Source organism: Crenobacter cavernae (assembly GCF_003355495.1).
In the GTDB taxonomy this organism is placed as follows: Bacteria; Pseudomonadota; Gammaproteobacteria; order Burkholderiales; family Chromobacteriaceae; genus Crenobacter; species Crenobacter cavernae.
The window spans coordinates 2,781,472-2,808,072 of the sequence record NZ_CP031337.1 but is presented as its reverse complement, the minus strand read 5'-3'; the positions used below and the strand labels follow the sequence as shown (position 1 = coordinate 2,808,072).

Annotated in this window: 30 protein-coding genes; 16 read left to right on the top strand and 14 right to left on the bottom strand. The window is 67.2% G+C overall.

The genetic code is table 11. The features are described 5' to 3' along the window. The first annotated feature begins 51 nt into the window (after positions 1-51). Positions 52-804: a pseudouridine synthase gene (locus DWG20_RS13675; protein WP_115434320.1), complete on the top strand. Its 753-nt coding sequence runs from the start codon at positions 52-54 to the stop codon at positions 802-804. A 50-nt stretch (positions 805-854) separates the two neighbouring features. Here the strand turns inward: DWG20_RS13675 and DWG20_RS13670 are convergent, their stop codons facing one another. The 3 genes from DWG20_RS13670 to DWG20_RS13660 are packed head-to-tail and all read right to left on the bottom strand — an operon-like array spanning position 855 to position 2,620. Next, positions 855-1,412: a HutD/Ves family protein gene (locus tag DWG20_RS13670; protein ID WP_115434319.1), complete on the bottom strand. Its 558-nt coding sequence runs from the start codon at positions 1,410-1,412 to the stop codon at positions 855-857. A 48-nt stretch (positions 1,413-1,460) separates the two neighbouring features. Continuing rightward, the gene (locus tag DWG20_RS13665) at positions 1,461-1,829 is read right to left on the bottom strand and encodes a DUF1289 domain-containing protein (RefSeq protein ID WP_115434318.1); all 369 of its coding nucleotides are present in this window, start codon (positions 1,827-1,829) and stop codon (positions 1,461-1,463) included. Further along, positions 1,826-2,620, bottom strand: coding sequence for an ABC transporter substrate-binding protein (locus tag DWG20_RS13660; RefSeq protein WP_220271966.1), 795 nt, complete (start codon positions 2,618-2,620; stop codon positions 1,826-1,828). Before DWG20_RS13660 ends, DWG20_RS13665 begins: the two co-directional genes overlap by 4 nt. Positions 2,621-2,906: 286 nt before the next feature. Here DWG20_RS13660 and DWG20_RS13655 point away from each other — a divergent pair, with 286 nt between their 5' ends. The 3 genes from DWG20_RS13655 to eptA all read left to right on the top strand — a co-directional run bounded on the left by DWG20_RS13655 (position 2,907) and on the right by eptA (position 5,399). Next, positions 2,907-3,110 carry a hypothetical protein gene (locus DWG20_RS13655; RefSeq protein ID WP_115434316.1) on the top strand — a complete coding sequence of 68 codons (204 nt, stop codon included), beginning with the start codon at positions 2,907-2,909 and terminating at the stop codon, positions 3,108-3,110. A 237-nt stretch (positions 3,111-3,347) separates the two neighbouring features. Further along, entirely contained in the window at positions 3,348-3,683 is a 336-nt protein-coding gene (locus DWG20_RS13650) for a helix-hairpin-helix domain-containing protein (RefSeq protein ID WP_115434817.1), read from the top strand. An 81-nt stretch (positions 3,684-3,764) separates the two neighbouring features. After that, entirely contained in the window at positions 3,765-5,399 is a 1,635-nt protein-coding gene (eptA, locus tag DWG20_RS13645) for a phosphoethanolamine transferase EptA (protein ID WP_115434315.1), read from the top strand. Between the two features lie 94 nt (positions 5,400-5,493). On the opposite strand, the gene DWG20_RS13640 is transcribed toward eptA, so the two are convergent. Then, entirely contained in the window at positions 5,494-5,940 is a 447-nt protein-coding gene (locus DWG20_RS13640; RefSeq protein ID WP_115434314.1) for a universal stress protein, read from the bottom strand. 290 nt (positions 5,941-6,230) lie between these two features. After that, entirely contained in the window at positions 6,231-6,839 is a 609-nt protein-coding gene (locus tag DWG20_RS13635; RefSeq protein ID WP_115434313.1) for an FMN-dependent NADH-azoreductase, read from the bottom strand. 120 nt (positions 6,840-6,959) lie between these two features. Between DWG20_RS13635 and DWG20_RS13630 the strand changes: the two genes are divergently transcribed. The 4 genes from DWG20_RS13630 (at position 6,960) to DWG20_RS13615 (ending at position 9,262) form a co-directional block, all read left to right on the top strand. Then, positions 6,960-7,883 (top strand): LysR family transcriptional regulator, encoded by a 924-nt coding sequence (locus DWG20_RS13630; RefSeq protein WP_115434312.1) that lies wholly within the window; start codon positions 6,960-6,962, stop codon positions 7,881-7,883. Between the two features lie 138 nt (positions 7,884-8,021). Beyond that, positions 8,022-8,411 (top strand): lysozyme inhibitor LprI family protein, encoded by a 390-nt coding sequence (locus DWG20_RS13625; RefSeq protein WP_115434311.1) that lies wholly within the window; start codon positions 8,022-8,024, stop codon positions 8,409-8,411. 83 nt (positions 8,412-8,494) lie between these two features. Next, entirely contained in the window at positions 8,495-8,791 is a 297-nt protein-coding gene (locus DWG20_RS13620) for a hypothetical protein (RefSeq protein WP_115434310.1), read from the top strand. 117 nt (positions 8,792-8,908) lie between these two features. Beyond that, positions 8,909-9,262, top strand: coding sequence for a hypothetical protein (locus tag DWG20_RS13615; protein ID WP_115434309.1), 354 nt, complete (start codon positions 8,909-8,911; stop codon positions 9,260-9,262). A 48-nt stretch (positions 9,263-9,310) separates the two neighbouring features. Here the strand turns inward: DWG20_RS13615 and DWG20_RS13610 are convergent, their stop codons facing one another. Together DWG20_RS13610 and DWG20_RS13605 are read right to left on the bottom strand one after the other, a co-directional pair. Next, entirely contained in the window at positions 9,311-9,547 is a 237-nt protein-coding gene (locus DWG20_RS13610; protein WP_115434308.1) for a hypothetical protein, read from the bottom strand. Between the two features lie 119 nt (positions 9,548-9,666). Continuing rightward, positions 9,667-10,908 carry a nucleoside recognition domain-containing protein gene (locus DWG20_RS13605; protein WP_115434307.1) on the bottom strand — a complete coding sequence of 414 codons (1,242 nt, stop codon included), beginning with the start codon at positions 10,906-10,908 and terminating at the stop codon, positions 9,667-9,669. 80 nt (positions 10,909-10,988) lie between these two features. Here DWG20_RS13605 and DWG20_RS13600 point away from each other — a divergent pair, with 80 nt between their 5' ends. From DWG20_RS13600 to DWG20_RS13590, 3 genes are all read left to right on the top strand, one after another. Then, on the top strand, positions 10,989-12,236 hold the full coding sequence (locus DWG20_RS13600; protein WP_181880927.1) for a glycosyltransferase: 1,248 nt from the start codon (positions 10,989-10,991) through the stop codon (positions 12,234-12,236). Between the two features lie 231 nt (positions 12,237-12,467). Then, positions 12,468-13,616 (top strand): lytic polysaccharide monooxygenase, encoded by a 1,149-nt coding sequence (locus DWG20_RS13595; protein WP_115434305.1) that lies wholly within the window; start codon positions 12,468-12,470, stop codon positions 13,614-13,616. A gap of 154 nt (positions 13,617-13,770) precedes the next feature. Further along, the gene (locus DWG20_RS13590; protein WP_115434304.1) at positions 13,771-14,424 is read left to right on the top strand and encodes a Pr6Pr family membrane protein; all 654 of its coding nucleotides are present in this window, start codon (positions 13,771-13,773) and stop codon (positions 14,422-14,424) included. Between the two features lie 159 nt (positions 14,425-14,583). Here the strand turns inward: DWG20_RS13590 and DWG20_RS13585 are convergent, their stop codons facing one another. Then, positions 14,584-16,086, bottom strand: a complete 1,503-nt coding sequence (locus DWG20_RS13585) for an amidase (protein WP_115434303.1) — start codon at positions 16,084-16,086, stop codon at positions 14,584-14,586. Positions 16,087-16,259: 173 nt separating this feature from the next. Between DWG20_RS13585 and DWG20_RS13580 the strand changes: the two genes are divergently transcribed. Next, positions 16,260-16,988 carry a pseudouridine synthase gene (locus DWG20_RS13580; RefSeq protein WP_115434302.1) on the top strand — a complete coding sequence of 243 codons (729 nt, stop codon included), beginning with the start codon at positions 16,260-16,262 and terminating at the stop codon, positions 16,986-16,988. Between the two features lie 40 nt (positions 16,989-17,028). Continuing rightward, the gene (locus DWG20_RS13575) at positions 17,029-17,343 is read left to right on the top strand and encodes a YkgJ family cysteine cluster protein (protein ID WP_115434301.1); all 315 of its coding nucleotides are present in this window, start codon (positions 17,029-17,031) and stop codon (positions 17,341-17,343) included. Between the two features lie 122 nt (positions 17,344-17,465). Here DWG20_RS13575 and DWG20_RS13570 read toward each other — a convergent pair whose 3' ends face one another. Together DWG20_RS13570 and DWG20_RS13565 are read right to left on the bottom strand one after the other, a co-directional pair. Further along, positions 17,466-18,827: a DEAD/DEAH box helicase gene (locus tag DWG20_RS13570; protein WP_181880926.1), complete on the bottom strand. Its 1,362-nt coding sequence runs from the start codon at positions 18,825-18,827 to the stop codon at positions 17,466-17,468. A gap of 394 nt (positions 18,828-19,221) precedes the next feature. Next, positions 19,222-20,157, bottom strand: a complete 936-nt coding sequence (locus tag DWG20_RS13565; protein ID WP_281269921.1) for an NAD(P)-dependent oxidoreductase — start codon at positions 20,155-20,157, stop codon at positions 19,222-19,224. A 219-nt stretch (positions 20,158-20,376) separates the two neighbouring features. Between DWG20_RS13565 and DWG20_RS16615 the strand changes: the two genes are divergently transcribed. The 3 genes from DWG20_RS16615 to DWG20_RS13555 are packed head-to-tail and all read left to right on the top strand — an operon-like array spanning position 20,377 to position 21,346. Further along, positions 20,377-20,508, top strand: a complete 132-nt coding sequence (locus tag DWG20_RS16615; protein WP_281269920.1) for a hypothetical protein — start codon at positions 20,377-20,379, stop codon at positions 20,506-20,508. Beyond that, positions 20,505-20,720, top strand: coding sequence for a hypothetical protein (locus DWG20_RS13560; RefSeq protein ID WP_115434299.1), 216 nt, complete (start codon positions 20,505-20,507; stop codon positions 20,718-20,720). Before DWG20_RS16615 ends, DWG20_RS13560 begins: the two co-directional genes overlap by 4 nt. Before the next feature lie 32 nt (positions 20,721-20,752). After that, complete coding sequence (locus DWG20_RS13555; RefSeq protein ID WP_115434298.1) at positions 20,753-21,346, top strand: transglutaminase-like domain-containing protein; 594 nt, start codon at positions 20,753-20,755, stop codon at positions 21,344-21,346. Positions 21,347-21,428: 82 nt separating this feature from the next. Here the strand turns inward: DWG20_RS13555 and DWG20_RS13550 are convergent, their stop codons facing one another. Genes DWG20_RS13550 through DWG20_RS13535 form a run of 4 tightly spaced genes read right to left on the bottom strand, consistent with a single transcriptional unit; the run spans position 21,429 to position 26,600 of the window. Beyond that, complete coding sequence (locus DWG20_RS13550; RefSeq protein ID WP_115434297.1) at positions 21,429-22,544, bottom strand: 2-methylaconitate cis-trans isomerase PrpF family protein; 1,116 nt, start codon at positions 22,542-22,544, stop codon at positions 21,429-21,431. Further along, positions 22,541-23,773 (bottom strand): multifunctional CCA addition/repair protein, encoded by a 1,233-nt coding sequence (locus tag DWG20_RS13545; RefSeq protein WP_115434296.1) that lies wholly within the window; start codon positions 23,771-23,773, stop codon positions 22,541-22,543. Before DWG20_RS13545 ends, DWG20_RS13550 begins: the two co-directional genes overlap by 4 nt. Further along, on the bottom strand, positions 23,770-24,720 hold the full coding sequence (locus tag DWG20_RS13540; RefSeq protein ID WP_115434295.1) for a complex I NDUFA9 subunit family protein: 951 nt from the start codon (positions 24,718-24,720) through the stop codon (positions 23,770-23,772). The genes DWG20_RS13545 and DWG20_RS13540 overlap by 4 nt, the downstream gene beginning before the upstream one ends. A 20-nt stretch (positions 24,721-24,740) precedes the next feature. After that, on the bottom strand, positions 24,741-26,600 hold the full coding sequence (locus DWG20_RS13535; protein ID WP_115434294.1) for a lytic transglycosylase domain-containing protein: 1,860 nt from the start codon (positions 26,598-26,600) through the stop codon (positions 24,741-24,743). Position 26,601: the final 1 nt, after the last annotated feature.

The following is a 26,601-nucleotide window of genomic DNA, read 5'->3' as shown; positions in this document are numbered from 1 at the left end:
CGGCAAACACGCGGATAATCGCGGTCCCGCCCGTTTTCCGGAAACCCCGCCATGACCGACCCGCAAGCCAACGACGACACCCTCCGCCTGTCCAAGCGCGTGACCGAACTCGCGCGCTGCTCGCGCCGCGAGGCCGACGAACTGATCGAGATGGGGCTGGTGAAGGTCGACGGCGTGGTGGTCGACGCGCTCGGCAGCCGCGTGCGCGCCGACCAGCGCATCGAGCTGGCACCGCGCCCGGCCGGCGTGCAGGCCGATAGGGTCACGCTGATCGTCAACAAGCCGGCCGGCTACACGCTGTCCAAGACGCGGCCGGGCGAGCACGGCGTGGCCGAACTCGTCGTCGTCGGACAACGGGCGGCAAGCGACCGCTCCGGCATCCTCTTCCTCAAGCGTCACCAGCAGCATCTGGTGTCGGCCGGCTGGCTCGACAACGACGCGACCGGCCTCGTCGTGCTGACGCAGGACGACGGCGTCGCGAACAAGCTGATCAAGGACGCCACCGACTTCGAGCAGGAATACCTGGTGTGGTTGGCCGAGCCGCTGCCGCCGGAGGCGCTGGCCCGTCTGAACGCGAAGCGCGAACTCGAAGGCAAGCGCATCGGGCCGTACAAGATCAGCCGCCAGAGCGATCTGCAGCTGCGCGTGGTCGTGCGCCAGAACCGGCCGCGGCTGGTGCGGGGGCTGGTCGAGGCGGCCGGCTTGAACGTGACGGCGATCAAGCGCATCCGCGTCGGCCGCATCGCGCTTGGCGATCTGGCCGAAGGGCAGTGGCGCTACCTGCGCGAGTTCGAGCGTTTCTGATTTGCCTAAAAACAAACCCGCCTTCATGGCGGGTTTTGTTTGGGCCGACCTCAGGCGCCGGCCGGCAGGATCTCGATCCGGAACAACCGGCACGGGCCGTGCGGCGTCAAGGTCAGCACGCCGGGCACGGCCAGGCTCAGCGCGTCGAGCCGGGCCAGCGTTTCGCAACGGAACCCGTCGTTTGCGGTGCACGCGTCGCCCGCGGCGAGCAGCAGGAAGGTGTCCGCGCCATGGGCCAGCGTGAGCGCTTCAGTCAGCCGCAATTCACTGACCCGGTGACGGCAGCGGGCACGGCGGGTCATCACGTTAAAGTCGAGTACCGGGCCGCCCGTCAGCCGGCTGACGACGGCGAGCTCGCCGGCAAATACCAATGGCGCGCTCTGAGGCGTCAGGCTGTGGTGGGTGGCACTGTCGGCAAAGCTGAGTTCGAGGCCGTCTCCGTCGCGCTCGCCGGTGATCAGCGCCAGCGTGCGGTCGACGCCTGAGAAAAACGAGAACGGTCCGTCGCTTGCGACGTTGGCGAGGCTGATGCGGTAATCGAAGGTCTCGAGGTCGGCGCCGGCCGGTGGATCACGACCTGGCGCGTGCTGCCGCCGCCGTTCTTCCACGCGGCGACCGGATAATGGGTGGCGTCGAGTCTGTGCATGGTCAAGGTCTCAGAACGGCGGCGTCAGGTCGCGCTTTTCGTATTCGCGTCGCAGGTGATCGGCGAGGCAGTTCGGGCACAGGCAGTCGCCACCGTCGGCCGCCAGCGGCAGCACCTGCGGCAGTTCGTTGCACCAGCAGCGGCCGTCGCGCCCGCCGCTGCCGCAAGCGAATTCGGCGTCGCAGCGCTCGCACCGTTTGGCTCGGCCGACCGGCGTCGGCGATTCGCTCTCCAGTCGCGCCCACACCGCGCGCTTCTGTGCGGCGCTGTACTTCGACCATTGGGCGATCTCGTCGAGCGTGCGGCGGCAGCCGGTACAGAACGCGCGGGCATCGTCGAGTTGGCACAGCTTTACGCACGGCGAAGGGATGTCGCTCATTGCGCCGCCCGCCAGCGTGCGACGGCCGCCTGCAGCTGCGGCAGGCCGCGCAGGATCGCCGATGGCCCCGGCGACAGGATGTCGGCCGACTTGATCTCGAGAACGTGGCCATTCTGCAGTGCGGGAATGCCCTCCCAGCCTGCGCGCTCGGCCAAGCTTTCCGGCCGGAATTTCTTGCCGCACCACGAACCGACGACGATGTCAGGGGCGCGTCTCACCACTTCGGCCGGGTCGGCGATGATGCGTTCGCTGGCCGACGCGTGATGCGCGGTCTCGGCGAACACGTCCACGCCGCCGGCCGCAACGATCAGTTCGGACACCCAGCCGACGCCGCTGATCAGCGGCTCGTCCCATTCCTCGAAGTAGATGCCGGGCCGCCGGGAGACCGGTGCGGCTTGCTCGCGCGCTTCGTCGATCCTAGCCGCAAGCTTGGCCGAGAGCGCGGCGGCTTCGGCGCTCCTGTCGACGAGCGCGCCGAGCGTCGACACCATATTCAGGATGCCGGCGAGGGTGCGCTGGTTGAACACATGGACCTCGAGGCCCGCCTTGATCAGCTCGCGTGCGAGTTCGGCCTGCATGTCGCTGAACGCGATCACCAGGTCGGGTTCGACGGCGAGGATGCGTTCGAGCTTGCCGCTGGAGAAGCCGCTGATTTTCGGCTTGTCGCGGCGCGCCTCGGGCGGGTAGACGGTAAAGCCCGAGATGCCGGCGATGCGGTCTTCGGCGCCCAGTAGATAGAGGGTTTCGACCGCCTCGGTGCTGAGGCAGGCGATGCGGCGGTAGTGGCTCAAGCGGGGTCTCCGGGGATGGGGTCGGGTGGAGGCTCGGAAAGACGCGCATTGTAGCTCGGCGTGCGACCAGGACGGAGTGGGGAGGGAAAATAATCGCCTAGCATCAATCGTGCCCGGCCGACAAACGCTTGTTTGCCTTGTCTTTGCCCTTTTTCCTGCAAAATCAATCGCTTTGTTGCGCCGCATCAGTGAAATAATGACAAAAATAGGTAATCCTACTTATGGTGATACGGCTTGCCAGACACTATCTTCAGAGTCCACCAAAAAATAAAAAAGGAGGAGCGCGATGGATGCATTGAACTACATCGATTCGCTGCGGGGTATCGCGACGGGCCAAGAGGGCCCGGGCGGCTTGTCCTACTGGTCGGAGCGCCTGCTTACCGATCGAGCCGAAGCCGCCGCATGGTGCCAGCAGCATGGCAGTATCGACCCGAGCGAAGCGGCGAACGACGACTACACCGTGGACGCCGAGCCCGACTTGCCGGCCTGAGCCTTTAATAAGTATTCCAGCATTCCGGCCATAAGAATCAAGGAAAGAATCGACGAGGGTGGAGCGGGCGACGGCGCGCTTCACCCTCGTCCTTTTGGTCGTTCCCGGACACCGGCGGTGCGTTTCCGATGTTTCGGCGACTGATGGTCTGTACCGCGCCGGTTTCCCCCGCCCTAAACCGGCGTATCGATTGCCATGAGGCTTCTTGTTGGAGCCTTTTCCGTAGACGGAATCTTCATGCATCCCAAACGCTGCGGCCCGCCGCATGAGGCAAAGGCGCTGACCGATCTTCCCAATATCGGGCCCGCAATGGCCGAGGACCTGCGTCTCATCGGCATCACCCACCCTGGGCAATTGGTCGCTTGTGATCCCTACCGCCTATACGACGAATTGTGCGTGTCGAGCGGGGTGCGGCACGACCCATGCGTGATCGACGTGCTGATTTCGGTGGTGCGCTATATGGACGGCCAGGGCGCGCGCGTCTGGTGGGATTACACCGCCGAGCGCAAGGCCAGCGTTGCTGGCGGGGGATCGTTGGCCGAGCAGGTAGCCAGCCGTCGTTCAAGGCGCTAGAGATATCGGTCGGGCTTAATATTCCATTAAGCGAGGCCGGCTAACGTGTCGAGTTTTGCGTTTCGTATCCGCCGCCCGCCCATGTTCAAGAACCGTCCGCGCGTCCCCGTCGCCGTCGTCACGCTGCTGCTCTCGGCCGCTTTCGTCCTGATCTACAACCTGCCGTTCTGGCATGCCTTGTCGGGCGCCAACGCCGCCGCCGGCGACCGAGCCTGGTTGCTGATGGGCGCGGTCGGCGCGGCGTTGATCCTGATATTCAACGTGTTGCTGTCGCTGCTGTCCTGGCCCTATCTGACCAAGCCGGTGGCGGTGATCCTGCTGATCCTGTCGGCGTCGCTCGCCTACTTCATGCACAAGTACGGCGTGATGATCGACGTCGACATGGTCCGCAACGTCACCGAGACCGATCCGGCCGAAGCGACCGAACTCTTCGATTCACAGATGCTGGCGTATATCGTCGGGCTGGGCGGGTTGCCGGCGGCGCTGGTGTGCTGGGTGAGGGTCGACTACGGCAATAGCTGGTGGAAGGGCCTGCTGTTGCGCGGCGGCGCGCTGGTGTTGTCGGCCGCGCTGGCGGGCGGCCTGGTGATGAGCTTCTACCAGGACATCGCGTCGATCGCGCGCAACAACCGCCAGCTGTGTTTCCTCTTGGTGCCGAGCAACGTGCTGCAGGCCGGTTATTCGTACGCGAAGTCGGCGACCGGCAAGCCGCGGGAGATCAAGCCGATCGGCGAGGACGCGCATCGCGATCCGGCCGAGGCGGCGCGGCCGAAGAAGGCGCTGACGGTGATCGTGGTCGGCGAGGCCGCGCGTGCGGCCAACTTCTCGCTCAACGGCTACGCTCGCGAGACCAACCCCTTGCTGAAAAAGCAGGACGGGCTGATCAACTTCCCTAATGCCCACTCGTGCGGTACCGAGACGGCGGTGTCGGTGCCGTGCATGTTCTCCGGCCTCGGTCGCGAGAACTACAGCGACGAGAAGGGGAAGAGTCAGCAGGGCCTGCTCGACGTGCTCAAGCGCGCCGGCGTCGAGGTGCTGTGGCGCGACAACAACTCCGGCTGCAAGGGCGCGTGCGACCGCGTGGCCTATGAAAGTGCGGACGATTACCGCGGCAAGCTGCCCGAGTCCTGCGGCGACGACGAGTGCTACGACGAGGCGATGCTGTACAAGCTGCAGGACTACGTCGACCAGCTAAAGGGCGACGCGGTGATCGTGCTGCACCAGAAGGGCAGCCACGGCCCGGCCTACTACCTGCGCTACCCGCAGCGTTTCGACGCCTTCCAGCCGACCTGCCGCACCAACCAGTTGCAGGAGTGCTCGCGCGAGGAAATCACCAATGTGTACGACAACACCATCCTGTACACCGACTACTTCCTGAGCCAGACGATAGCTTTCCTGAAGAAGAACGGCGGGCGTTTCGACACCTCGATGATCTATATGTCCGATCACGGCGAGTCGCTCGGCGAGAACAATATGTATCTGCACGCGACGCCGTACCTGTTCGCGCCCGACGTGCAGAAGCACATCCCGATGATGGTGTGGCTGTCTGACGGCTACCAGAAGGACTTCGGCGTGAACACCGCCTGCCTGAAGGCGCGCGCGGCGCAGCCGCACTCGCAGGACAATTTGTTCCATTCGGTGCTGGGCATCATGAACGTGAAGACCCGGCTGTATCAGCCGGAACTCGACCTGTTCCGCCCCTGCCGTCCGAGCTGACGCTGCGCCGCAGTACGTAAGGCAAAAAGCTTGGCCGAGCTTCCCTCGTGGGGGCTCGGCCAAGCTTGTTTGAGACATCTTCGGGTGCGGGATGTCAGCCGCGGTGGCGGATCAGCATCACCGGCACTTCGCTGTGGCGCAGCACGCCCTCGGCGATGCTGCCGACCATCAGGTGATCGAGCCCGGTGCGGCCGTGAGTGCCCATCACGATCAGGTCGGCCTGCCACTGGCGCGCCTCTTCGACCAGCGCCGGCGTGATCGATTCGCGCCAGGCGCTGAGCGCGTGCACCTCGGGCGTGATGCCGGCCTTCAGCGCGCGCAGCGTCGCCAGATCGAGCACGCGGTCGCCGGTTTCCTTGATGTACTGGTTTTCTTCCTCCCTGAGCAGATGCGCGCGACCCCAGCCGAACTGGTCGAGCTCGACCACATGCACGAGCCGCAACCTGCCCTTCATCTCCTTGGCCAGCATACAGGCGTGGTCGATGGCGAGCGACGAGACGGTACTGTCGTCGACCGGAACGAGAATGCGTTGGTAGGGCATGGCGGCCTCCGGCCCGGGAAGGCGGCGACGGTTCGCGCGTTCCCGATGGCATCAACACCTTGGTCTTTCCAGTCTAGTGGAAATCCTTAAAGCTGCTATTTCAAGATGTTTATGATGGGTGCCATGCCCATGGCGTGGATTTAGCCGTTGGCGTCGGCTTGATGGTCGAACGCCTGCCGGTGTCAGGCCGGCGTGTCGAGGCGGCGAGGCACGGTACCGGCTCAAGCGCTTATCGCTCGCGCACAATGCAAAACGGGGGCTCAAGCCCCCGTCGCTGTGTGTGATGCGATTTAGAACGCCAGCTTGCCGATCGCGTCCTTGGCCGCCCAGATCGCGGTCTCGCGCTTGTCCTCGCCCATGTTCACCGCCTCGGCGCGGATGAATTCGACGTCGGTGATGCCGAGAAAGCCCATCACCGCCTTCAGGTAGTCTTCCTGGAAGTCCATCAGGCGGCCCTGTTCGCTGCTGTACACGCCGCCGCGGCTCGAGGCGACGAACACCTTCTTGCCGCCGGCCAGGCCCTCGGGGCCGGTTTCGGTGTACTTGAAGGTACGGCCGGCGGCGGCGACGCGGTCGATCCATGCCTTCAGCTGCGACGGGATCGAGAAGTTGTACATCGGCGCGCCGATCACGACGACGTCGGCGGCGAGGAATTCCTCGATCAGCGCGTCGGTGCGGGCGCGTTCGCTGCGCTGCGTGTCGTTCCATTCGGCTTCCGGCGTGAACGCGGCGCCAAGGATCTCGCCCGACAGGTGCGGAATGTTTTCGCTGCTCACGTCGCGCTGCACCACTTCGGCGCCCGGGCGGCGGGCGCGGATCGCGTCGACCAGAGCCTGCGACAACAGGCGGGAAACCGAGTTCTGACCGAGGATGCTGGAGTCGATGTGCAGGATGTTCATGGTGTGTCCTTTGCGGTGGGGTGCAAGTCGTCTTGCGATGGGGTAACGATAAGCAATGGGACGAATCCGCACTAGACGGCTAAAATCGGAAACATTGTTCCATCAGTGAGACAATTAGCGATGCGTGACCTGAACGACTTCTTCTACTTCGCCAAGGTGATCGAGTGCGGCGGCTTCATGGCGGCCGGCCGGCAGCTCGGCGTGCCCAAGTCGCGGCTGTCGCGCCGCGTGGCCGAACTCGAGGCCAAGCTCGGCGTGCGGCTCTTGCACCGCACCACGCGTCGTCTGGCGCTGACCGAGGTCGGAGAGAGCTTCTACCGGCACTGCCAGGCGATGTTGGCCGAGGCCGAGGCGGCCGAGGAGGCGATCGCGCGCGCCACCGCCGAGCCGCGCGGGCCGGTGCGTGTCAGCTGCCCGGAGATGCTCGCCAAGACCTTGCTCGCCGAGCGGCTGCCGCGCTTTCTTGCCGCGCATCCGAAGGTGAGGGTGCTGCTCGAGATCACCGGGCGGCCGGTCGACCTGATCGAGGAGGGGATCGACGTGGCCTTGCGCGTCAGGAGCCGGATCGACGACAGCGCGAGCCTGGTGGTGCGCCGGCTCGGCATCAGCCATATGGCGCTGGTGGCGAGCCCGGCTCTGCTCGCCGAGCTCGGCCAACCTTCGAGCCCGGCCGGGCTGGCGAACTGGCCGTCGCTCGCGATGAGCCGGCCCGACGGACGAAGCGAATGGAATCTGCTCGACGAGGTCGGCCAGCTCTATACGGTGCAGCTCGACGCGCCGCGGCTGATGAGCGACGACCTGATGGTGCTCGCCGCGGCGGCGATCGGCGGCGTCGGCGCCGCCGTGCTGCCGACGCTGGTGTGCCACGAGGCGCTCGACGACGGACGGCTGGTACGGCTCTTGCCCGGCTACGAGATCCCCGGTGGCATCCTGCACGCGGCCTTCCCGAGCCGCCGCCACCTGGTGCCGGCGGTGCGCGCCTTCATCGACTTCCTCGCCGACGAGCTGGTGCCCGATGACCATCCCGCTTATGTGAGGGTGTGAGGGTTGGCCGAGCCTTCGGGGCGGCCGGGCTGAGCCAGCCCGGTCATCGCCCGATGGGGTTAAACAAGCTGGCATCTTGGCGCGGTAGGCGGTCGTGAAGGCTTCAGGCTAGAGTGGAAGACGAATGAGGAGGTCGCGATGAAAACAAGACAATGGGCGTGGCTGGCCGGCCTGCTGCTTGCCGGCGCCGCGCACGCCGGCGAACCGGCTTACAGCAAGGCCTACAACGCGTGCATGGACCGCGCCGACGGCGTCACGCAGGGCATGGTCGAATGCATGGACGGCGAGATAGGCCGGCAGGACGCACGGCTCAACCGCGCCTACCGGCAGGTGTCGGCCGCGTTGCCTGCCACGCGCCGTACGCTGCTGCAAACGGTACAGCGCCAGTGGATGCGCTACCGCGACGCCAATTGTGGCTTCTACTACGACCCGGACGGCGGCACGATGGCGCGCGTGCAGGCGGTGGACTGCAAGCTGCAGATGACCGCCGAGCGCGCCGGCGAGCTCGAGGCGATGCGCCCGCGTTGAGCGTGGCGCGGGAAAACCCGGGTCCGGCCTTGGACGCCCGCTTGCGGCTCTGCTAGTCTTGCCGCTTTTGCAGGGGGCACGAGATGAACTACGCCGAATTTTCCGATTCGCTGATGGCCGACGCGCCGCCCGAGGGTCTGTCCGAACCGCTCACCGCGCTGTGGCTGGTCGCGCGCGACCGCTGGGGCGACGCGCACGAAACCGTGCGCGAGCTGACCCGGCCCGACTACGCGTGGGTGCACGCCTACCTGCACCGCGTCGAAGGCGTGATGTGGAACGCCGACTACTGGTACCGCACCGCCGGCCGCAAGCGCCCGTCCTGCAGCCTGCAGGAAGAATGGGAACAGATCGCGCGTGAACTCTTGAAGGACGTCGGCTGAGCGCATTCCCATGGCTTAACAGCCGTTAATGAATGGCGGCGCGGCGCTGACAGTTGGGCAAAACTTGCCGGCTACAGTCAGGGCGTGTTCACCCCCAAGCCCACGCTGGAGACCGCCATGAAGCTGCGTTCCGCCCTGATCCTGTCCGCCTTGTCCTTCGGCCTGATGGCCGCCGCCGAGGCCCACCCCAACGACCATTACCGCCCGGAAGGGCGCAGCCTCGGCGAGCGCATCGACCACGGCTATCGCACCGGCCGGCTGACGCCGCACGAGGCCCGCCGCCTCGACGCCGACCGCGTCGCGCTGCACCGCGAGCGCGAACGCTTCTGGCGCGACGACGGCCGGCTCGACTGGCGCGAACGCGAAGCGCTGCGCCGCGACCACCGCGAACTGTCGCGCGACATCTGGCGCCAGTCGCACGACCGCGACTGCCGTGATCACGACCGCTGGGACCGCCGCGGCTACCGCTGAGCGACCCGCTGGCCATAAAAAAGCGACCTTCGGGTCGCTTTTGGTTTTTCAAGGCGCTGAGGCGCTCGGCGACTTGGGCTCGTGCACGGTCAATGTCCGGATATAGCGCGTCGCCAACTCCAGAAAGCGGGAGTACAGCGCGTCGGAGATCGGTTCGTCGGGCGGCAGGCTGCGCATCGCCGCCAAGGTACAGGCGTCGTCGTCGGACAGTGCCGGCTTGCTCGCGTGCTGCCATTTCTCCAGCTTGGCGATGAGCTCCAGGTCGTAAGCGTTCAGCGTTTCCATCCAGTCCTCCCGGTCCGTCGCGTTCGACGCAACGGCTGTGAATACGAGTCGTACTTCGTGATACGCCAGCGCTCGGCCAACGTCCAAGTCCTGCAAGTCGGCCGAGCCGTTTGAAGGTATCAGGCAAGGTGCCCGAAGAACAGATAGGCGACCGCGACCGCCGCGGCGAAGCCGACGAGGTCGGCGAACAGGCCGCAACCGGCGGCGTAGCGCGTGTTCTTGATGTTGACCGCGCCGAAGTAGACCGCCAGCACGTAGAAGGTCGTCTCGCTGCTGCCCTGGATGATGGACACCAGCCGGCCGGCGAACGAGTCGGCGCCCTCGGTCTTCATCGTTTCTATCATCAGCGCGCGCGCGCCGCTGCCGGACAGCGACTTCATCACGCCGGTCGGCAGGCCGTCGACCCAGCGCGCGTCGTAGCCGGCGGCGGCTACCTGCGACTTGATCGCGCCGATCAGCAAATCCAGCGCGCCGCTCGCGCGCAACAGCGCGATCGCGACCAGCATCGCGACGAGGTAGGGAACGATGCCGATCGCGACCTGGAAGCCTTCCTTCGCGCCCTCGATGAAGCTCTCGTAGACGTTCACCCGTTTGATCAGCGCCGAGACGATGATGGCGGCGACGATCAGTAACAGCAGCAGGTTGCTCAGCAGCGAAGACTGCGCCTGCATCTGCTCGGGCGGCAGTCGCAGGAACCACGCGGCCGCGCCGAGCACCAGCGCCGACAGGCCGCCCAGGTACGCCAGCACTACCGGGTCCCACAGCTTGAGGCGCTGGATCAGGCCGGTGAGCGTGACGCCCGCCAGCGTCGCGACATAGGTCGCCAAGAGCAGCGGGATGAAGACGTCGGTCGGATCGGCCGCACCCAGCTGCGTGCGGTAGGCGAAGATCGTCACCGGGAACAGCGTCACGGCGGCGGTGTTGATCACCAGGAACAGCACCTGCGCGTCGGTCGCGGTGTCGGGCGTCGGGTTCAGCGTCTGCAGCTCGCGCATCGCCTTGAGCCCCAGCGGCGTCGCCGCGTTGTCGAGGCCGAGCATGTTGGCCGAGATGTTCATCGTCATGCTGCCGAGCGCCGGGTGGCCTTCGGGCACGCCGGGGAACAGCCGGCGGAACAGCGGCGCGAGCGCGCGCGCCGCCAGCGCGACGAGGCCGCTCTTCTCGCCGATCTTCATGATGCCGAGCCACAGCGTCATCACGCCGGTCAGGCCGAGCGCGATCTCGAAGCCCGACTTGGCCGCGTCGAACAGCGCACGCGTCATCTCGGCGAAGATCTGCGGCTGGCCGAACACGAAGGCCTGCGCGAGCGCGGCGGCGATGCCGGCAAGGATGAAGCCGGCCCACAAGACGTTGAGCAGCATAGGGATCGTTCGTTGTTGTTGTCGATGGCATGGCGCCGCGTGCCATGATAACAGGCCGTCAACGGCCGTCAGGAGCGAGTATGCGTTATGTGTTGTGCACGATGGGCTCGGCCGGCGACGTGTTCCCGATGATCGGGCTCGGCGCCGGTCTCAAGGCGCGCGGCCACGCGGTGTGGCTGATGACCAACCCCTATTCCCAGCGCCGGATCGAGGCCGAGGGGCTCGCTTTCCTGCCGCTCGGCACTGTGGCCGATTTCGAGGCGGCGATGGACGATCCTCGGCTGTGGGACGCGCGCCGCGGCTTCGAGTACGTCGTCGAAAGCGGCATGCTGCCCGGCCTGCCGGCCACTTACGACGCGCTCGAAGCGTTCGATCCGTTGGATACGGTACTCGTCGCGTCCGGCCTGATGTTCGGCGCGCGCGTCGCGCAGGAGGCGCGCGGGTTCCGGCTCGCCACCGTCCATCTGCAGCCGTCGATGCTGCGCAGCGTCTATGAAACGGCCTGCTACCCGGGCCTGCCGGTCGGGCCGCGCACGCCGCGCTGGCTCAAGCGCCTCGCATTCGCCGGCATCGACCGGCTCTTGATCGACCGCCTGATCGCGCCCGAGCTGAACGCCTTTCGTCGCAGGCTGGGCTTGGCCGAGCCGGTCGTGTCGGTGTTCGGCCGCTGGATGCATTCGCCCGACCTCGTCGTCGCCCCGTTCCCCGGCTGGTTCGCCGCGCCGCAGCCCGACTGGCCAGCCGCGACCCGGCTGACCGGCTTCGCGCGCTATGACGCGGGCGACGGCGCCGGGCTCGATGCCGGTCTCGACGCCTTTCTCGGCGAAGGCGCCGCGCCGCTCGCGTTCACCGCCGGCAGCGCGATGCGCCAGGGGCGAGACTTTTTCCGGGCGGCGGTCGACGCTTGCGAGAGGCTCGGCCAACGTGGCCTGCTCTTGAGCGGCCACTCCGAGCAACTGCCCGCGCTGCCGGCTACCGTGTACGCGGTGCGCTACGCGCCGTTTTCCGCCGTGTTCCCGCGCTGCGCGGCGGTCGTCCACCACGGCGGCATCGGCACCGCCGCGCAGGCGCTCGCCGCCGGCGTGCCGCAGCTGGTGACGCCGATGGCGCACGACCAGCCCGACAACGCCGCGCGGCTCGCCCGTCTTGGCGTCGCGGCCAGCCTGCCGTTCGCGAAGGTCTCCGGCGTCGCGTTCGCGACGACGCTGGCGTCGCTGCTCGCGCGGCCAGGCTTGGCCGAGCGTTGCGCCGAGCTGGCCGGCCGCGTCGACTTCGCCGCCGGGCGGGAGAGGGCGCTCGATGCGATCGAGGCCTTGCGCGTCCCGTGAGCCGTCCGATGACGAGCCCGGCCGACCTTGCCCTTCCATCCGTCTGCCGGTCCGTGCGGACCGCATCAGCGATCCTCCTCGCTCGTACTCCGCCGTCGCGAAGCCGGATCATCCTTCCGTCTTGCCTGCCTCGCTAGCTTCCCATGCGGAACAAAAAGCCGCCCGGAACCGCCGCGTCATCGTTCTTTTCTCGCGCCCCCCTCGCCGGCGCTCGCCGCCGCCCATGGCACGATGGAGACGCCGCCCAGCCGCGTGCTGCAATGCTTTCAGGAAGGCGCAGAGAATCCGAAATCGGCCGCGTGTCAGGCGGCCAAGGCCATCGGTGGCTCGCAACAGTTCTACGACTGGAACGGCGTGAACCAGGGGAGCGCGAACGGCAACCACCGCGCGGTGGTGCCGGACGGCCAGCTGTGCAGTGGCGGCAACTCGCACTTCAAGGGGCTGGACGTCGCGCGCGGCGACTGGCCGGCCGCGACCCTCGTGCCGGACCGCAACGGGAACTACGAATTCAGCTACGTCGGCACCGCGCCTCACGCGACCAAGTCTTTCGAGTTCTACGTGACCCGCGACGGCTACGACCCGGCCAAGCCCTTGAAATGGTCCGACCTCGAAAGCAGCCCGTTCTGCACGACGGGTAACCTGCCGCTGCAGAACGGACGCTACAAGATGACGTGCCAGCTGCCGAAGAAAACCGGCAAGCACGTGATCTACAACATCTGGCAGCGCTCGGACAGCCAGGAGGCGTTCTACGCGTGCATCGACGTGAACCTGAAGGGCGGCAACGTCGTGTCGTCGTGGAAGGAAGTCGGCCCGGTCAGCGCCAAGCAGGCGCTGACGCCGCAGAGCAAGGTCACGCTGCGCGTGTTCGACAAGACCGACCCGAACGCCTACCGCGACCTCGAGTCGCATAGCGTGACGCTGGTCGCCGGCCAGACCGCCGCCGCCGACTGGCCGTATTACCTGGCCGGCAAGGTGAACGTTTCGTCGTCGCTGGTGCAGATGGGCGCGATCGACGCCAACGGCAACGTGCAGGCCGCCAGGGGCGCCGATGCGAACAAGGTGTTCCGCCGCGCCGACGCCGGCGACAAGATCGGCTTCAACGTCGACATCGCCGTCGCGCCCGTGCCGGTCGACCCGCCGAAACCGGTCGAGCCGCCGAAACCGCCGGCCGACAACGGGGGCAGCACAGGCGGCGTGACGACGCAGTACACCTACCCGCAGGGCCTGGGCGGCTACGTGGCCGGCACCGCGGTCAAAGGCACCGACGGCAAGGCCTATGCGTGCAAACCGTGGCCGTATACCGGCTGGTGCAACGGCTCGTCGATGTACTACGCGCCGGGCACGGGCCTCGCGTGGAAAGAAGCCTGGGACCTCAAGTAATCCCGCATTCGAAGCAGCCGCATGCCGACGCACCGCCGTCGGCATGCTTTCGATCCAGCCCCCGCGGGGGCTGGGTTTTTTTTATGTTCGCGCGGCCATGCTAGCCTGACGGGCGGCTGGAGTCGGGCCGCGTCTGAATGGAGTTATCGGCGAGATGAATCGGCATCAAACGGGCACCCTCTTTGCGGCAGCGGCCGGCGTATCGGCCTGGTTCGCGCTCGGCCTCCAGTTCTACCTGACAAACGCACTGGTCTTGTCGCAGGGCAGAGGCTTCCTGGCCAGTCTGTTCGTGTTCTTCGGCTACTTCACGATCCTCACGAACCTTCTCGCCGCCGTTGCCTTCACGGTCGCCGTGTTAAGGCCTGCAGCTTGGTTTCGTTTGTTTTTGCGCCCCTCCGTTCTCGGCGGCATTGCCGTCAGCATCGCGCTCGTGGGCATCGTTTACAGCCTGCTTTTGCGACAGACCTGGCAGCCGACCGGGGCGCAACTCGTTGCCGACGGGCTGCTGCACGACGTCATGCCGCTTGTCTTCATCGTCTATTGGTGGCTGTGGGTGCCGAAAACGGCGCTTTGCTGGCGGGACGCGCTGCGATGGGCGCTCTATCCCATGGCCTACCTTGTGTACGCGCTGCTCCGAGGTGCGCTGTCTGGAACCTATCCGTACCCGTTCATCGATGTGGCCCGGCTGGGCTACGGCGTCGCGTTCAAAAACAGCGTCGTCATCCTTATGGCGTTCCTCGGGATCGCGACGCTTTTCATTGTCCTGGGGCGCCGGAAGGACCCGGCGCCGTCAAACGCAAGCTCATGATCGGGTTGGGCAATCCACTCGAGTGGCGGGGTCGCTGCGCGGAGGAAGGCGGGTCCCGGCCCGCGGTGTGCCGCGAGCCGGGGAGGTGAGGGGGGGAAAGGTTGGCCGAGCTCCGGTCAATTCTTAAAACTTTGGAACGGATGGCGCGTTACGCAGGCTTCAGGGCTGGAGCAAGGGGCGCCGCCGCGCCCACGGTTGCGCCGCTTCCAGTTGCGCCGCCAGTTGCAGCAGCAGTCCGTCCTCGCCGTAGCGGCCGATCAGCTGGCTGCCGATCGGCAGGTTCTCGTCGCTCCAGTAGAGCGGCACGCTCATCGCCGGCTGGCCGCTCATGTTCGCGTGCACCGTCCAGCCGATGTAGTGCAGCACCTTCAGCGAATTCGACTCGATCAGATTGCTCAGCGACAGCGTCCAGTCCTGGCCGAGCACGCCGATCAGCACGCGCGACATCGCGTTCTCGAGCGGCGTGACGCCGAGTTCGCCTATCTTCGCCGGCGGTCGGTTCAGCACCGGGCACAGCACCACGTCGTAGTCGCGGTGGAAGGCGGCCATGCGGCGGCCGATATCGAACAGGAAATCGCGCGCCCACGCGAACTGGCCGGCCGACAGTCGTTCGCCGTAACGCGCCATCGCCCAGGTGCCGGCCTCGAAGTCGGTGTGGCGCGCGGCTCGGCCGACGCTGGTTTCGCTGTTGCGTACGCGCAGCGCGAGTTCGCCGGCGACGATGGTCAGCATCGCGCGGTTGAAGGTTTCGGCCGACGGCAGTTTCGGGCTGGCTTCCACGACGTGGTGGCCTAGGCCTTCCAGCAGCCGGGCGGTGTGTTCTACCGCGCGGCGGCAATCCGGGTGCAGCGCGCCGCCGAGCGGCGCGTCGTAGCCGACCGCGATGCGCAGCACGGCGGGCGGCGTCGCGATCTGTTCGAGGAAGGGTATGGCCGGCGGCGGGCAGCGGTAGGCGTCGCCGTCGGCCGCGCCGCCCATCGCGTCGAGCAACGCGGCGCTGTCGCGCACCGAGCGGCTGATCGCGTGCTCGACCACCATGCCCTGCCAGACCTCGGCCAAGCTGGGGCCGATCGGCGAACGCCCGCGCGACGGCTTGAGTCCGAACAGCCCGCAGTTGGACGCCGGGATGCGGATCGATCCGCCGCCGTCGCCGCCGTGCGCGAAAGGCACGATGCCGGCGGCGACCGCCGCGCCCGCGCCGCCGCTCGAGCCGCCCGGCGTGCGCGTCGGGTCCCAGGGGTTGCGCGTGGCGCCGTAGACCTCGGATTCGGTGAACGGGTAGAGGCCGAGCTCGGGTGTCGCGCTCTTGCCGGCGAACACCAGGCCGGCGGCGCGGTAGCGGCGGATCAGCTCGACGTCGGCGCTCGCTCTATAGCCGTCGAACAGCCGGCAGCCGTTGCGCGTCGGCTCTCCCGCGACGTCGGCGAGCAGGTCCTTGATCAGCGTCGGCACGCCGGCCAGCGGCGAGTCGGGCAGCGGCGACGCGATCTGGCGGCGCGCCGCGTCGTCCATACGGTGCACCACCGCGTTGAGCGTGCCGTTGCGCGCGTCGATGCGCGCGAGCGCGGCGTCGAGCACCTCTTCTGCGCTCACCTCGCGCTTTTTGATCAGTTCGGCCAGTCCCAGGCCGTCGTAGTCCTCGTAGTCGGTAAAGCCCTTCATGTGTTAGCCCCATCGTTGTGCATGTTGTCGTCACAGGCTAACACGGGCTACCCCGTTCTTGTCATGACCCGGGCGCGTCCCCGAGCTTGGCCGGAACGCCGGCATTTCTTACAATACGGGGTCGATATTTCACCGCGGGCGGCGTTGGCCGCCCGGTTTTATTTGGAGTCCGCATGGAACCCGTCCGTTTGTCCAAAAGGTTGGCCGAGCTCGGCCTGTGTTCGCGCCGCGAGGCCGACAGCTACATCGAGCAGGGCTGGGTCAAGGTGGACGGCGAAGTCGCCGTGCTCGGGCAGAAAGTGGTGCCGGGCCAGCGCATCGACCTGGACCCGCGCGCGCGCGAAAAGCAGAGCCAGCGCGTGACCATCCTCATCAACAAGCCGATGGGCTATGTGTCGGCGCAGGCCGAGAAGGATTACCAGCCGGCGGTGGTGCTGGTCACGCGCGAGAACCACTGGAAGGGCGACAAGAGCGGCATCCGCTTCTCGCCCGAGCACCTGAAGGGCCTCGCGCCGGCCGGGCGGCTCGACATCGATTCGGTCGGCTTGTTGATCCTGACGCAGGACGGCCGCGTCGCCAAACACATCATCGGCGAGACGAGCGAGGTCGAGAAGGAGTACCTGGTGCGCGTCGAGGGCCACCTATCCGACGAGGGGCTTAAGCGGCTGAACCATGGCCTTTCTCTCGACGGCGACAAGCTGAAGCCGGCCAAGGTCAGCTGGCAGAACGAAGACCAGCTGCGTTTCGTGCTGCAGGAAGGCAAGAAGCGCCAGATCCGCCGCATGTGCGAACTGGTCGGGCTGCGCGTCGTCGGCCTCAAGCGCATCCGCATCGGTCGCCTGAAGCTGTCCGACCTGCCGACCGGCCAGTGGCGCTACCTCGGCGCCGACGAACGGATCTGACGCGCCGACCGGGGTCTGTAATGGAAAAGCCGTTGTCTGCCTGTCGTGCGGCGCGTGTTGCGCGGCGTTTCGCGTGACCTTCCACCGTTCCGAACTCGACAGCGAAGGCGGCCTGGTGCCGTCGGGCCTCGCCGACCTGGAAACCGCGAGCCTCGCGCGTCTGAGGGGCACCGACTACGCGAATCCGCGCTGTCGCGCGCTGGTCGGCAAGATCGGTGAAGAAGTGCACTGCGGCATCTACAAGGAGCGCCCGTCGCCGTGCCGCGAATTCGCGCCGCGCTCGGCGATCGGCGTGTACGACGACGCCTGCAACCGCGCTCGCGCGCGCCACGGCCTGCCGCCGCTGGAGTTGTAAAGGCCGAAGGGTTGGCCGAGCTCGTGAAAAGGCTCAGCCAACCCTTTTTTGAGGCTTTTGCACGCCGAAACAAAACAGGCCACCCGAAGGTGGCCTGTTTTTCATCGTGCTTTCAGCGAGGCTTAGTCGCGCGAGCCGCTGCCGCGACGGTCGTAGCTGCCGCCGCCGTTGCCGCGCGGGCCGCCTTGGCCGCCCTGGCGCTTGTTGCCGTAGCTGCTGTTGCCGCCATTACCGCCGCCGTAGGACTTGTTACCGCCGTAGCCGCCGCCGCTGTTGCGACGCTGGCCGTTGCCGGCGCCGCCGCTACCCGGACGACGCGGGCCGCCGGTGGTTTTCTGGATGCGGCGGGTCGGCTCGAGGCCTTCGATCACGCCTTCCGGCAGCGTGCGCTTCAGATACTGCTCGATGCGGCGCACCTTGTGGAACTCGCGGGTGTCGGCCAGCGTGATCGCAGTGCCGTCACGACCGGCACGGCCGGTACGACCGATGCGGTGCACGTAGTCTTCGGCCTGTTTCGGCAGGTCGAAGTTGACGACGTGGGTGATGGTCGGCACGTCGATGCCGCGCGCGGCGACGTCGGTGGCGACCAGCACGCGCACGCGGCCACGACGCAGGTCGTTCAGCGTGCGGTTACGCCACGATTGCGGCATGTCGCCGTGCAGGCAAGCGGCCGCGTAGCCCATGTCCGACAGCTTGTCGGCGATTTCTTCGGTGCTGATCTTGGTCGCGGTGAACACGACGGCCTGGTCGAAGTTCGAATCCTTCAGGATCGCGTCGAGCAGGCGCTCCTTGTGGCGCATGTCGTCGGCGTACAACAGGTGTTCGGCGATGTTGCCGCCGCTTTCCTGGCGCGCGATCTCGATGCGTTCCGGGTTGTTGGTCAGTTCGCGGGCGAGGCGGCCGACGTTGCCATCGAGCGTCGCCGAGAACAGCAGCGTCTGACGGGTGGCCGGGGTAGCTTTGACGATGGTTTCGATGTCTTCGATGAAGCCCATGTCGAGCATGCGGTCGGCTTCGTCGAGCACCAGCATCTCGAGGCGCGAGTAGTCGATACGACCCTGGCGCATGTGGTCCATCAGGCGGCCCGGGGTGGCGACGACGACGTCGACCGGACGCGACAGCGCGCGGGTCTGGAAGCCGAACGGCTGGCCGCCGACGAGGCAGGCGGTGCGCATGCCGCGCATGCCGGAAGCGTAGGTCTGCGCGTTCTTTTCGATCTGTTGCGCCAGTTCGCGGGTCGGGGTCAGCACCAGGATGCGCGGGCCGCTGCCGGTGCCGGTCGAACGCTCGCTCAATTTGGCGAGCGCCGGCAGCAGGAAGGCGGCGGTCTTGCCGCTACCGGTCTGCGCGGACACCAAGAGGTCGGCGCCTTTGAGCGCGGCCGGGATCGACTGGGCTTGAACTTCGGTCGGGGTGGTGTAGCCGACTTCTTCCAGGGCACGGGTAATGACGGCGGGCAAGCCCAGTTCGCTAAATTGCAGCATGTGTTTTCCTTATTTTGCCGGCATGGCGGCAAAGGTTGGCCGAGCCCTGGACGATACAAGGCTGTCCGGACGAATGGGTCCGGACTAAACAGGAGGGTCGGCGCGTTCTGGATGCGGTCTATGCGCATCCGATACTCATCGGCACCTACCTGTTAATCGAGCCGCGATGCGTGTTCAGCAAAGGAAAACGGCGAAAGACGAGGCAAAAGCGAGGTGGGGGACGATGAAACATAATGCGCTTGCCGTTGAAGCAAGCGCGAAGTGGCGCCAATATAAGGCAAAACCCGTGCCAGTGCAAGCGGGTTTCGAAATACTCGCGAAAAAACGGCCACTTAGGGCGCAAAGTTCGCGCGCGGGTCGAGATTCGGTGCGGCGATCGACCCGCGCGCGCCGGTCAGCGCGCCGGGCCCTGGTAGAGCTCGATCACGCTGGCGAGGTCGCGCTGGCTGTTGCCCTGCTCGGCGAACACGCGCATCAGCTGGTTGGCGAGGCCGGCCAGCGGTGCACCGCCGCCGACTTCGCGCGCGAGCTTGGTCGCGTTGTCGAGGTCCTTGAGCAGCGTCGCCACCTTCCACTGCACCGGCTCGTAGTCCTTCGCCGCCATGCGCGGGCTGAGGATCTGGAACGGCTTGGAGTCGGCGAAACCGCCGGCGAGCGCCGGCGCGAGCTGGCTGGCGTCGACGCCGCTCTTCTCGGCCAAGGTCACCGCCTCGGCGATCAGCATCGCGTTGGTGGCGACGATCAGCTGGTTGCACAGCTTGGTCACCTGGCCGGCGCCGACGCCGCCCATGCGCGTCAGCCGCTGCGACAGCGGCGCGGCGAGCGGACGCAGTCGCTCTACGTCCTCATCGCGGCCGCCGGCCATGATCACCAGTGTGCCGTTCTCGGCGCCGGCGGTGCCGCCGGACACCGGCGCGTCGACCCAGTGCATGCCGCAGGCGGCCTGGAGACGTTCGGCCAGGTCGCGCGTCGCCGATGGTTCGATGCTGGAGAAGTCGACCAGCAGCTTGCCGGCGGCGCCGTGCGCCGCGACGCCGCCCTCGCCGAACACGACCGCTTCTACCGCCGCGGTGTCCGACACGCAGGTCATCACGACGTCGACGCGTTCGACCAGCTCGCCGAGACTGGCGGCGAGCGTCGCGCCGGCCTTCACGAGGTCGGCGCATTTGTCCGGGGAGCGGTTCCACACGGTGACGTCGAAACCGGCCTCAATCAGGCGGCGCGTCATCGGCTGGCCCATCAGGCCGAGGCCGACGAATCCGATTTTGTCCATGGCAGTCTCTTCTGTTGTTTTGTCCGAGGCCGCAAGGATAAGCGCTAGTCCGGGCAAAAAAAAGATTCTTCACGGATTGCCAGGGAAGGCGGCTTTGATCTTTAGGAAGAAGTACTCGCTGCCCCGGTAATCCGTGAAGAACCGTTTTTTAGCGCGAGGGAGAAGTCGACGAACATGGCGTGCGGGGCAGGGGGTGACAAGCGGGGTCCGGAGCGCTAGATTGGAGCCCGAACTCTAAACAACCGTTTGGTTTAAAACGTCAGGCAAGGATAGCCCATGAGTAACAGACTCGATGACACCGCTGGCCAAGCGGCCCTGTCTGCCACCTTCGCAAGGCTGCGCGCCGCCGCGGCGGCCGAACCGTTTCCCGACCTGGCGACGCGACGCACGCAGGCGGCGTCACGGTGAACGACACGATCGTCCACGTCGGCCAGCATTCGCTGCCGTTCGGCGGCGTAGGCGCGTCGGGCATCGGCCATTATCACGGCCACGAAGGCTTCCTGACCTTCTCCAAGCTGAAGCCGGTGCTGCGCCAGCCGCGGCGCTTCAACGGCATGCGGCTGGTCGAGCCGCCTTACGGGCGACTGGCTGCATTCCTGCTGAAACTGATGTTACGCTAGCGGCTTTATGTCCAAGGAATAGCGAGACAAGCATGGATAAGACGCCGTTTCTGGCCAGCAGCGAAGACATCGACTGGAAGCACCCGTCCATCAGGGCCAAGGCCGCCGAGTTGGCCGACGACTGTGAAGACAAGACCGAGATCGCGCGCCGCTGCTTCGAATTCGTGCGCGACACGATCCGCCACAGCTGGGACTCCCGCGACGACCTGGACAACCCGGTTACCTGCAAGGCGTCCGACGTGCTGTTCTTCCGCACCGGCTACTGCTATGCGAAGAGCCATCTCTTGGCGGCGCTGCTGCGCGCCAACGGCATCCCGGCCGGGCTCTGCTACCAGCGTCTGTCGCTCGACGGCGAAGGCGCGCCTTACTGCCTGCACGGGCTTAACGCGGTATGGCTCGAAGGGCACGGCTGGTACCGCATCGACGCGCGCGGCAACAAGCCGGGCGTCGACGCGGCCTTCAGACCGCCCGTCGAACGGCTGGCGTTCGCTATCGGCGACCGCCTCGAGCGCGACCTGCCGGAGATCTGGCCCGAGCCGCTGCCGGTGGTGGTCTCGGTGCTGACGACTTTCGAGACGGTCGCCCAGGTGCGGGACAACTTGCCGGACGTCGAACTGATAGGCTGACAGGCGGCAAGCGCGCAGCCAGAAAAGAGCTCGGCCAACCTCAAAGGTTGGCCGAGCTCTTTTGCGCCGCAGCGTCCGTCGTTCAGCCCGGCGCCGGGATGTAGACCTCGCCCGCCATCAGCGGCCTGGCGGTGCGCGTCATCACCACCTCGGCGATCTTCCAGCCGCGGCCGTGGCGTTTGACGACGGCTTCGAGCGTCTGCGTGCCGCTGGCGTGGCTGAACGGCAGCGGCCTCTCGCGCCACGGTTGGCCGAGCATGTCGCTGACGACGGTGTCTTTCATCGCGGCGGCGGCGGCCAGCGCGATCGCGCCGGTGCCGGTGTACGCGTGGTGCAGCTTGCCCATCGACACGATGCGCGCGTTGATCTCGGTGCCCTCGACGCGCGCCGGGCTGATGAAGCTGATCTTCGGAATGGCCGGGCGCTCGAAGGTCGCCTCGGCGACGGTCTTGGCCAGCCCCATCTTGACCGCGGCCTGCGCGCGCAGCGCCTCGAGTTCGTCGAGCCGCGCAAGGTCGAGGTCTTCGGCGGTTTCTGAGCCGGTCAGGTCGAGATCGGCCGCGCGGATGAAGACGGTAGGGTTGCCGGCGTCGATCAGCGTCGCGGCTATCTTGCGGCCGTCGGGCAGCTTCAGCGTGTCTTTTTGCGAGCCCGACGGGAACAGCTTGCCAGTGACGCCGCCGGCCGGGTCGAGAAAGCGCAGCTTGATCGGCGCGGCGGGGAAGGCGACGCCGTCGACCTGGAAGTCGCCCGCCAGCACCGGCTCGCCGTCCTTCACCGCCAGCTCGGCGACGATCTTCTTGCCAATATTCGCCTGCCAGATGCGGATCTCGGTGTTGCCGTCGGGTTTGTCGACCAGTTTTTCCATCAGCGCGAACAGCGGCACGGCGGCGGTCAGGTTGCCGCAGCTGCCCGACCAGTCGATCAGCGCGTCGGCGATCGCGACATGGCCGAACAGATAGTCGACGTCGCAGTCGGGCCGGTTGGACGGGCCGATGATGGCGACCTTGCTGGTGCTCGAGATGCCGGTGCCGAGGCCGTCGATCTGTTTGCCGTAGCGGTCGGGGCTGCCGATGGCGCGCATCAACAGTTGCTGGACCAGCGCCGGGTCGTCGGGCAGCGCGTCGGCGCTAAAGAACAGCCCCTTGCTGGTGCCGCCGCGCATCAGGCTGGCTTTGAGGCGGTAATAGTCGGTCATGGGCGGGGGGCGAGGGGGTGGGCGAGTTTGTAGTCGGCGAGCGCCGCAACGCGCGCGGCGTCGACCGCGCGGGCGATGTCGCGCGGCTCGGCGCAGGCGCGCGCGACAGCGCCGGCGTCTACCGCGCGCGCGGTGGCGAGCGCCTCGGCCAACCATGCGGCCTGCGGGTAGTCGCAGGCTTCGAAATGTAGACGTCCGCGCGCGTCGGCGACGCAGGCGTCGAGCATCATCTGGAAGCGCTCCGGGCGGCGCAGCGCGTCGCAGTCACGGAACAGCCCCAGCAAGGTGTCGGGGCGCAGTTCGGCGGCGCGGTGCACCAGCGTGTGGTATTGCGCGGTGATCAGCGCCAGGTCGCGGCAGTCGGCCGGCGCCCTTATCCGCTCGCACAGCGCGAGGATGGGCGTGCGGCCGCGGCCTTCGTGGCCGATGTGGCGCGGCAGCACGTCTTTCGGCGTCAGCGCCTTGCCCAGGTCGTGCATCAGCGCGGCGAAGCGCACCGGCAGCGGCGCGTCCATCGCCGCGCAGTAATCGAGCACGCGCATGACATGGTCGCCGGTGTCGATCTCGGGGTGGTAGTCGGCGCGCTGCGGCACGCCGAACAGCGCGTCGACCTCGGGCAGCACGCGCGCGAGCGCACCGCATTCGCGCAGCACGACGAACATGCGCGACGGCGCATCTTCCATCAGCCCCTTGGCGACTTCCTGCCAGATGCGCTCGGGGACCAAGGCGTCTGCTTCGCCCGATTCGACCATGGAACGCATCAGCGCCATCGTCTCGGGCGCGACCGAAAATCCGTAGCGGGCGGCGAAGCGCGCCAGACGCAGGATGCGCACCGGGTCTTCGGCGAAGGCGGCGCTTACGTGGCGCAATACACCGGCCGCCAGATCCTGCTGGCCGCCGAACGGGTCGGTGACGTCGCCGTGTTCGTCCTCGGCCATCGCGTTGATGGTGAGGTCGCGGCGGGCGAGGTCTTCCTCGAGCGTGACGTCGGGCGCCGCGTGGAAGGCGAAGCCGTGATAGCCTCGGCCAACCTTGCGCTCGGTGCGTGCCAGCGCGTATTCCTCGTGCGTCTTAGGGTGCAGGAAGACCGGGAAGTCCTTGCCGACCGGCCGGAAGCCGGCGGCCAGCATCGAGTCCGCGCTCTCGCCGACCACGACCCAGTCCCGGTCGGCGACCGGCCTGCCGAGCAGCCGGTCGCGCACCGCACCGCCCACCACGTAGACCTTCATCGGCGGCCGGCTTCCTCGCGGTAACGCGACAGGTTGGCGTTGAACTCGGCGCGGCTCAGATACTTCGGCGCGACCGTTTCGAGCTCGGCGGGGGCAAAGCCCATGACGTCTGCCGGGAAGGGCTGGTCGCTGACGTTGTCGACCGCCAGCGAACGCACGTTGTCCCGGCTGATCAGCGTCGGGCCGGGCAGGATCTCCATCAGACCGGCCTGCAGCATCGCGACGCTGTGCGGCAGACCGATCACGTGGCGTGGATTGCCGGACAGCTCGGTCGCGTACCTTGCGAGTTCGCGCAGCGTGTAGGTCTTCGGACCGGTCAGCTCGTAACGTTGGCCGAGGGTCGCATCGTTGGCGAAGCAGGCGACCACCGCGCGCGCGACGTCGTCGACCCAGATCGGCGCGAAACGGGTGTCGGCGCCGGCCAGCGGCAGCACCGGCAGCGTCTTGCCGAGACCGGCGAACAGGTTGAGGAAATGGTCGCCGCGGCCGAACACGACCGACGGGCGCAGGATGGTCCAGTCCAGACCGCTCTGCATCACCACTCTCTCGCCGCGTCCCTTGCTCTGCTGGTAGAGGCTCGGGCCGTTCTCGTTCGCGCCCAGCGCGCTGATGTGCACCAGGCGGCGGATGCCGTTCTCCTTCATCGCGTCGATGATCTTCTTCACCAGTTCGACGTGCGCGGCCTCGAAGCTTCGTGCGTTGCCGTGCAGGATGCCGACCATGCTGACGACCGCGTCGTGGCCGGCCAAGAGCTTCTTCAGCGCCGCCGCGTCGTTGACGTCGGTTTCCTCGAGCTGGGTCTTGGGCAAGAGGATCAGTTCGAGTTTGTTGCGTTCGCGGCGGCGGCTCGGGATGGTCAGCTCGACGTCCTGTTCGACCAGGCGTTCGGCGATATAGGTCCCGAGAAAACCGCTGCCGCCGATGACGGCGATGCGCTGGAATTTCATGGTTGCTCTCTTGTTGTGGTTCACCGGGCGGCGATGGTGCCCATACGCGTCTTCAGCGACAGGCCGGCGTGGCCGAAGTCGCGCGCGTAGTAGGCGGCGTTGGCCATCACCTTCTGCACGTAGTCGCGCGTCTCGTTGAACGGGATCGTCTCGGCGTACACCGCGCCTTCGAGCGGCACGCCGGCCTGCCAGGCGCGGGCGCGGCCCGGGCCGGCATTATACGCCGCGGTCGCGAGCACGGGTTGGCCGAGGTCGTCGAGCACGTGGCGCAGATACCAGGTGCCGAGCTGGATGTTGGTGTCGATGTCGTTGACCGAGAAGCTGGCGAGGCCGACCTTGTTTGCCGCCCAGCGCGCGGTGGCCGGCATCAGCTGCATCAGGCCGGACGCGCCGACGCCCGAGCGCGCGACGTTGACGAAGCGGCTCTCCTGGCGGATCAGGCCGTAGATCCACGCCTCGTCGACGTCGAACTGGCGCGCATAGCGCTGCGTGACGTCGCGGTAGGGGGACAGGTAGCGCAGGCTGTAGTCGTGGCTGCCCTGCGTGCGCTCGGCGCTGTAGATCGCCATGTCGTAGAAGCCGGTGCGGCGCGCGAGCTCGGCCGACGCCAACAGCTCGTTGTCGGACTTGTCGCGCATCGCCCAGCGCCATTCGCGCTTGGCGTCCTCGCGGATCTCGGCGCGCGCCTGGCTGCTCGCGACGTCGACGAGCAGCAGCGAGCGGCGGATTGCCGGCTCGCCGGCCACCTGGTCGACGTCGGCCTGGCTCGGGCGTCGAGTGTCGTGCGGCGCGTCGAGCACGTTGCCCAACTCCTCGAGCGACAGAAGTGCGTAGTAGTTGTTGTTGCGGCTTGCCTGGACGAACAGCGGTCTCGCCTCGGTGGTGCGACCCTGCGCCTTTAGCGCGCGGCCGCGCCAGTACAGCCAGCCCGGCTTGTTGGCGAGCTCGGTCGGCATGCCGCGCACGATGCGCTCGAGCCTTACCCAGTCGCCCTGGCGCAGCGCAGCGCGCGCCCACCATTCCCATTGCTCGCTCGTCAGCTGGCGGATGTCCGACTTGTCGAACCCTTGCAGCGCGACCGCCATGTTCAGCTTCTTGGCCGCGGCGAGCGCGAGCTGGCCCCAGACGAAGCCGGCGCGTGCCTCGCCGAGCGCGGCCTCGACGCCGGACAGCTCGGAGGCGGCCGCGTCGGGGTTCTGGCGCGCCTTCGCGATCAGGCTGGCGACGGTCGCCTCCTTGCCGGCGTCGGTCTCGAGGTTGGCCGAGCCGGCGGCGACCGGCAGACCGGTGCTCGTTGCCAGTTCGCGCGCGGCGGTAACGAAGTTGCCGGCCAGCAGCAGCCGGTAACGCTGCACGAGCCAGTTCTGACTGAGCACCTTGCGGTTGCCGGCCTCGTAGATCAGCCGGTTGCAGCCTTCGGGCACGCTGCGGCTTTCGAGGAAACGGTCGAAATTGCCCGGCGCGCGGCCCTGGCGCAGCAGAATCAGTTCGCCGTAGCAGCTGCTTTCCTCGTCTCGGCCGGCCTCGGGCAAGAGCGCCCACTCGCTGGCAAAGCGCGCCCACTGGTCGCGCTTGCCGAGGCTCTTCAGCCATTCGTTGCGCACGCGCTCGGTGAGCGCGCCGGCCGGCTCGCCGTTCAGGAAACGCGCGACGCCTTCGTCATCCTCGTCGTCGAGCGCGCGCCACGCCTGCCAGTAGCGCGGGTAGACGGCGAGCGCATCGTTGCCCATGGACGACGCGTAAGCGGCGAGCGCCGCATCATCCTTGCGCTTGAACGCGTCGCGCGCGGCGACGAGGTCGTCGGCGGGCGCGGCATGCGCGAGCGAAGCCAGCCCGAGAAGGACGGCGGCGGTCAGACGGCCGGAATCAAAAAATTTCATG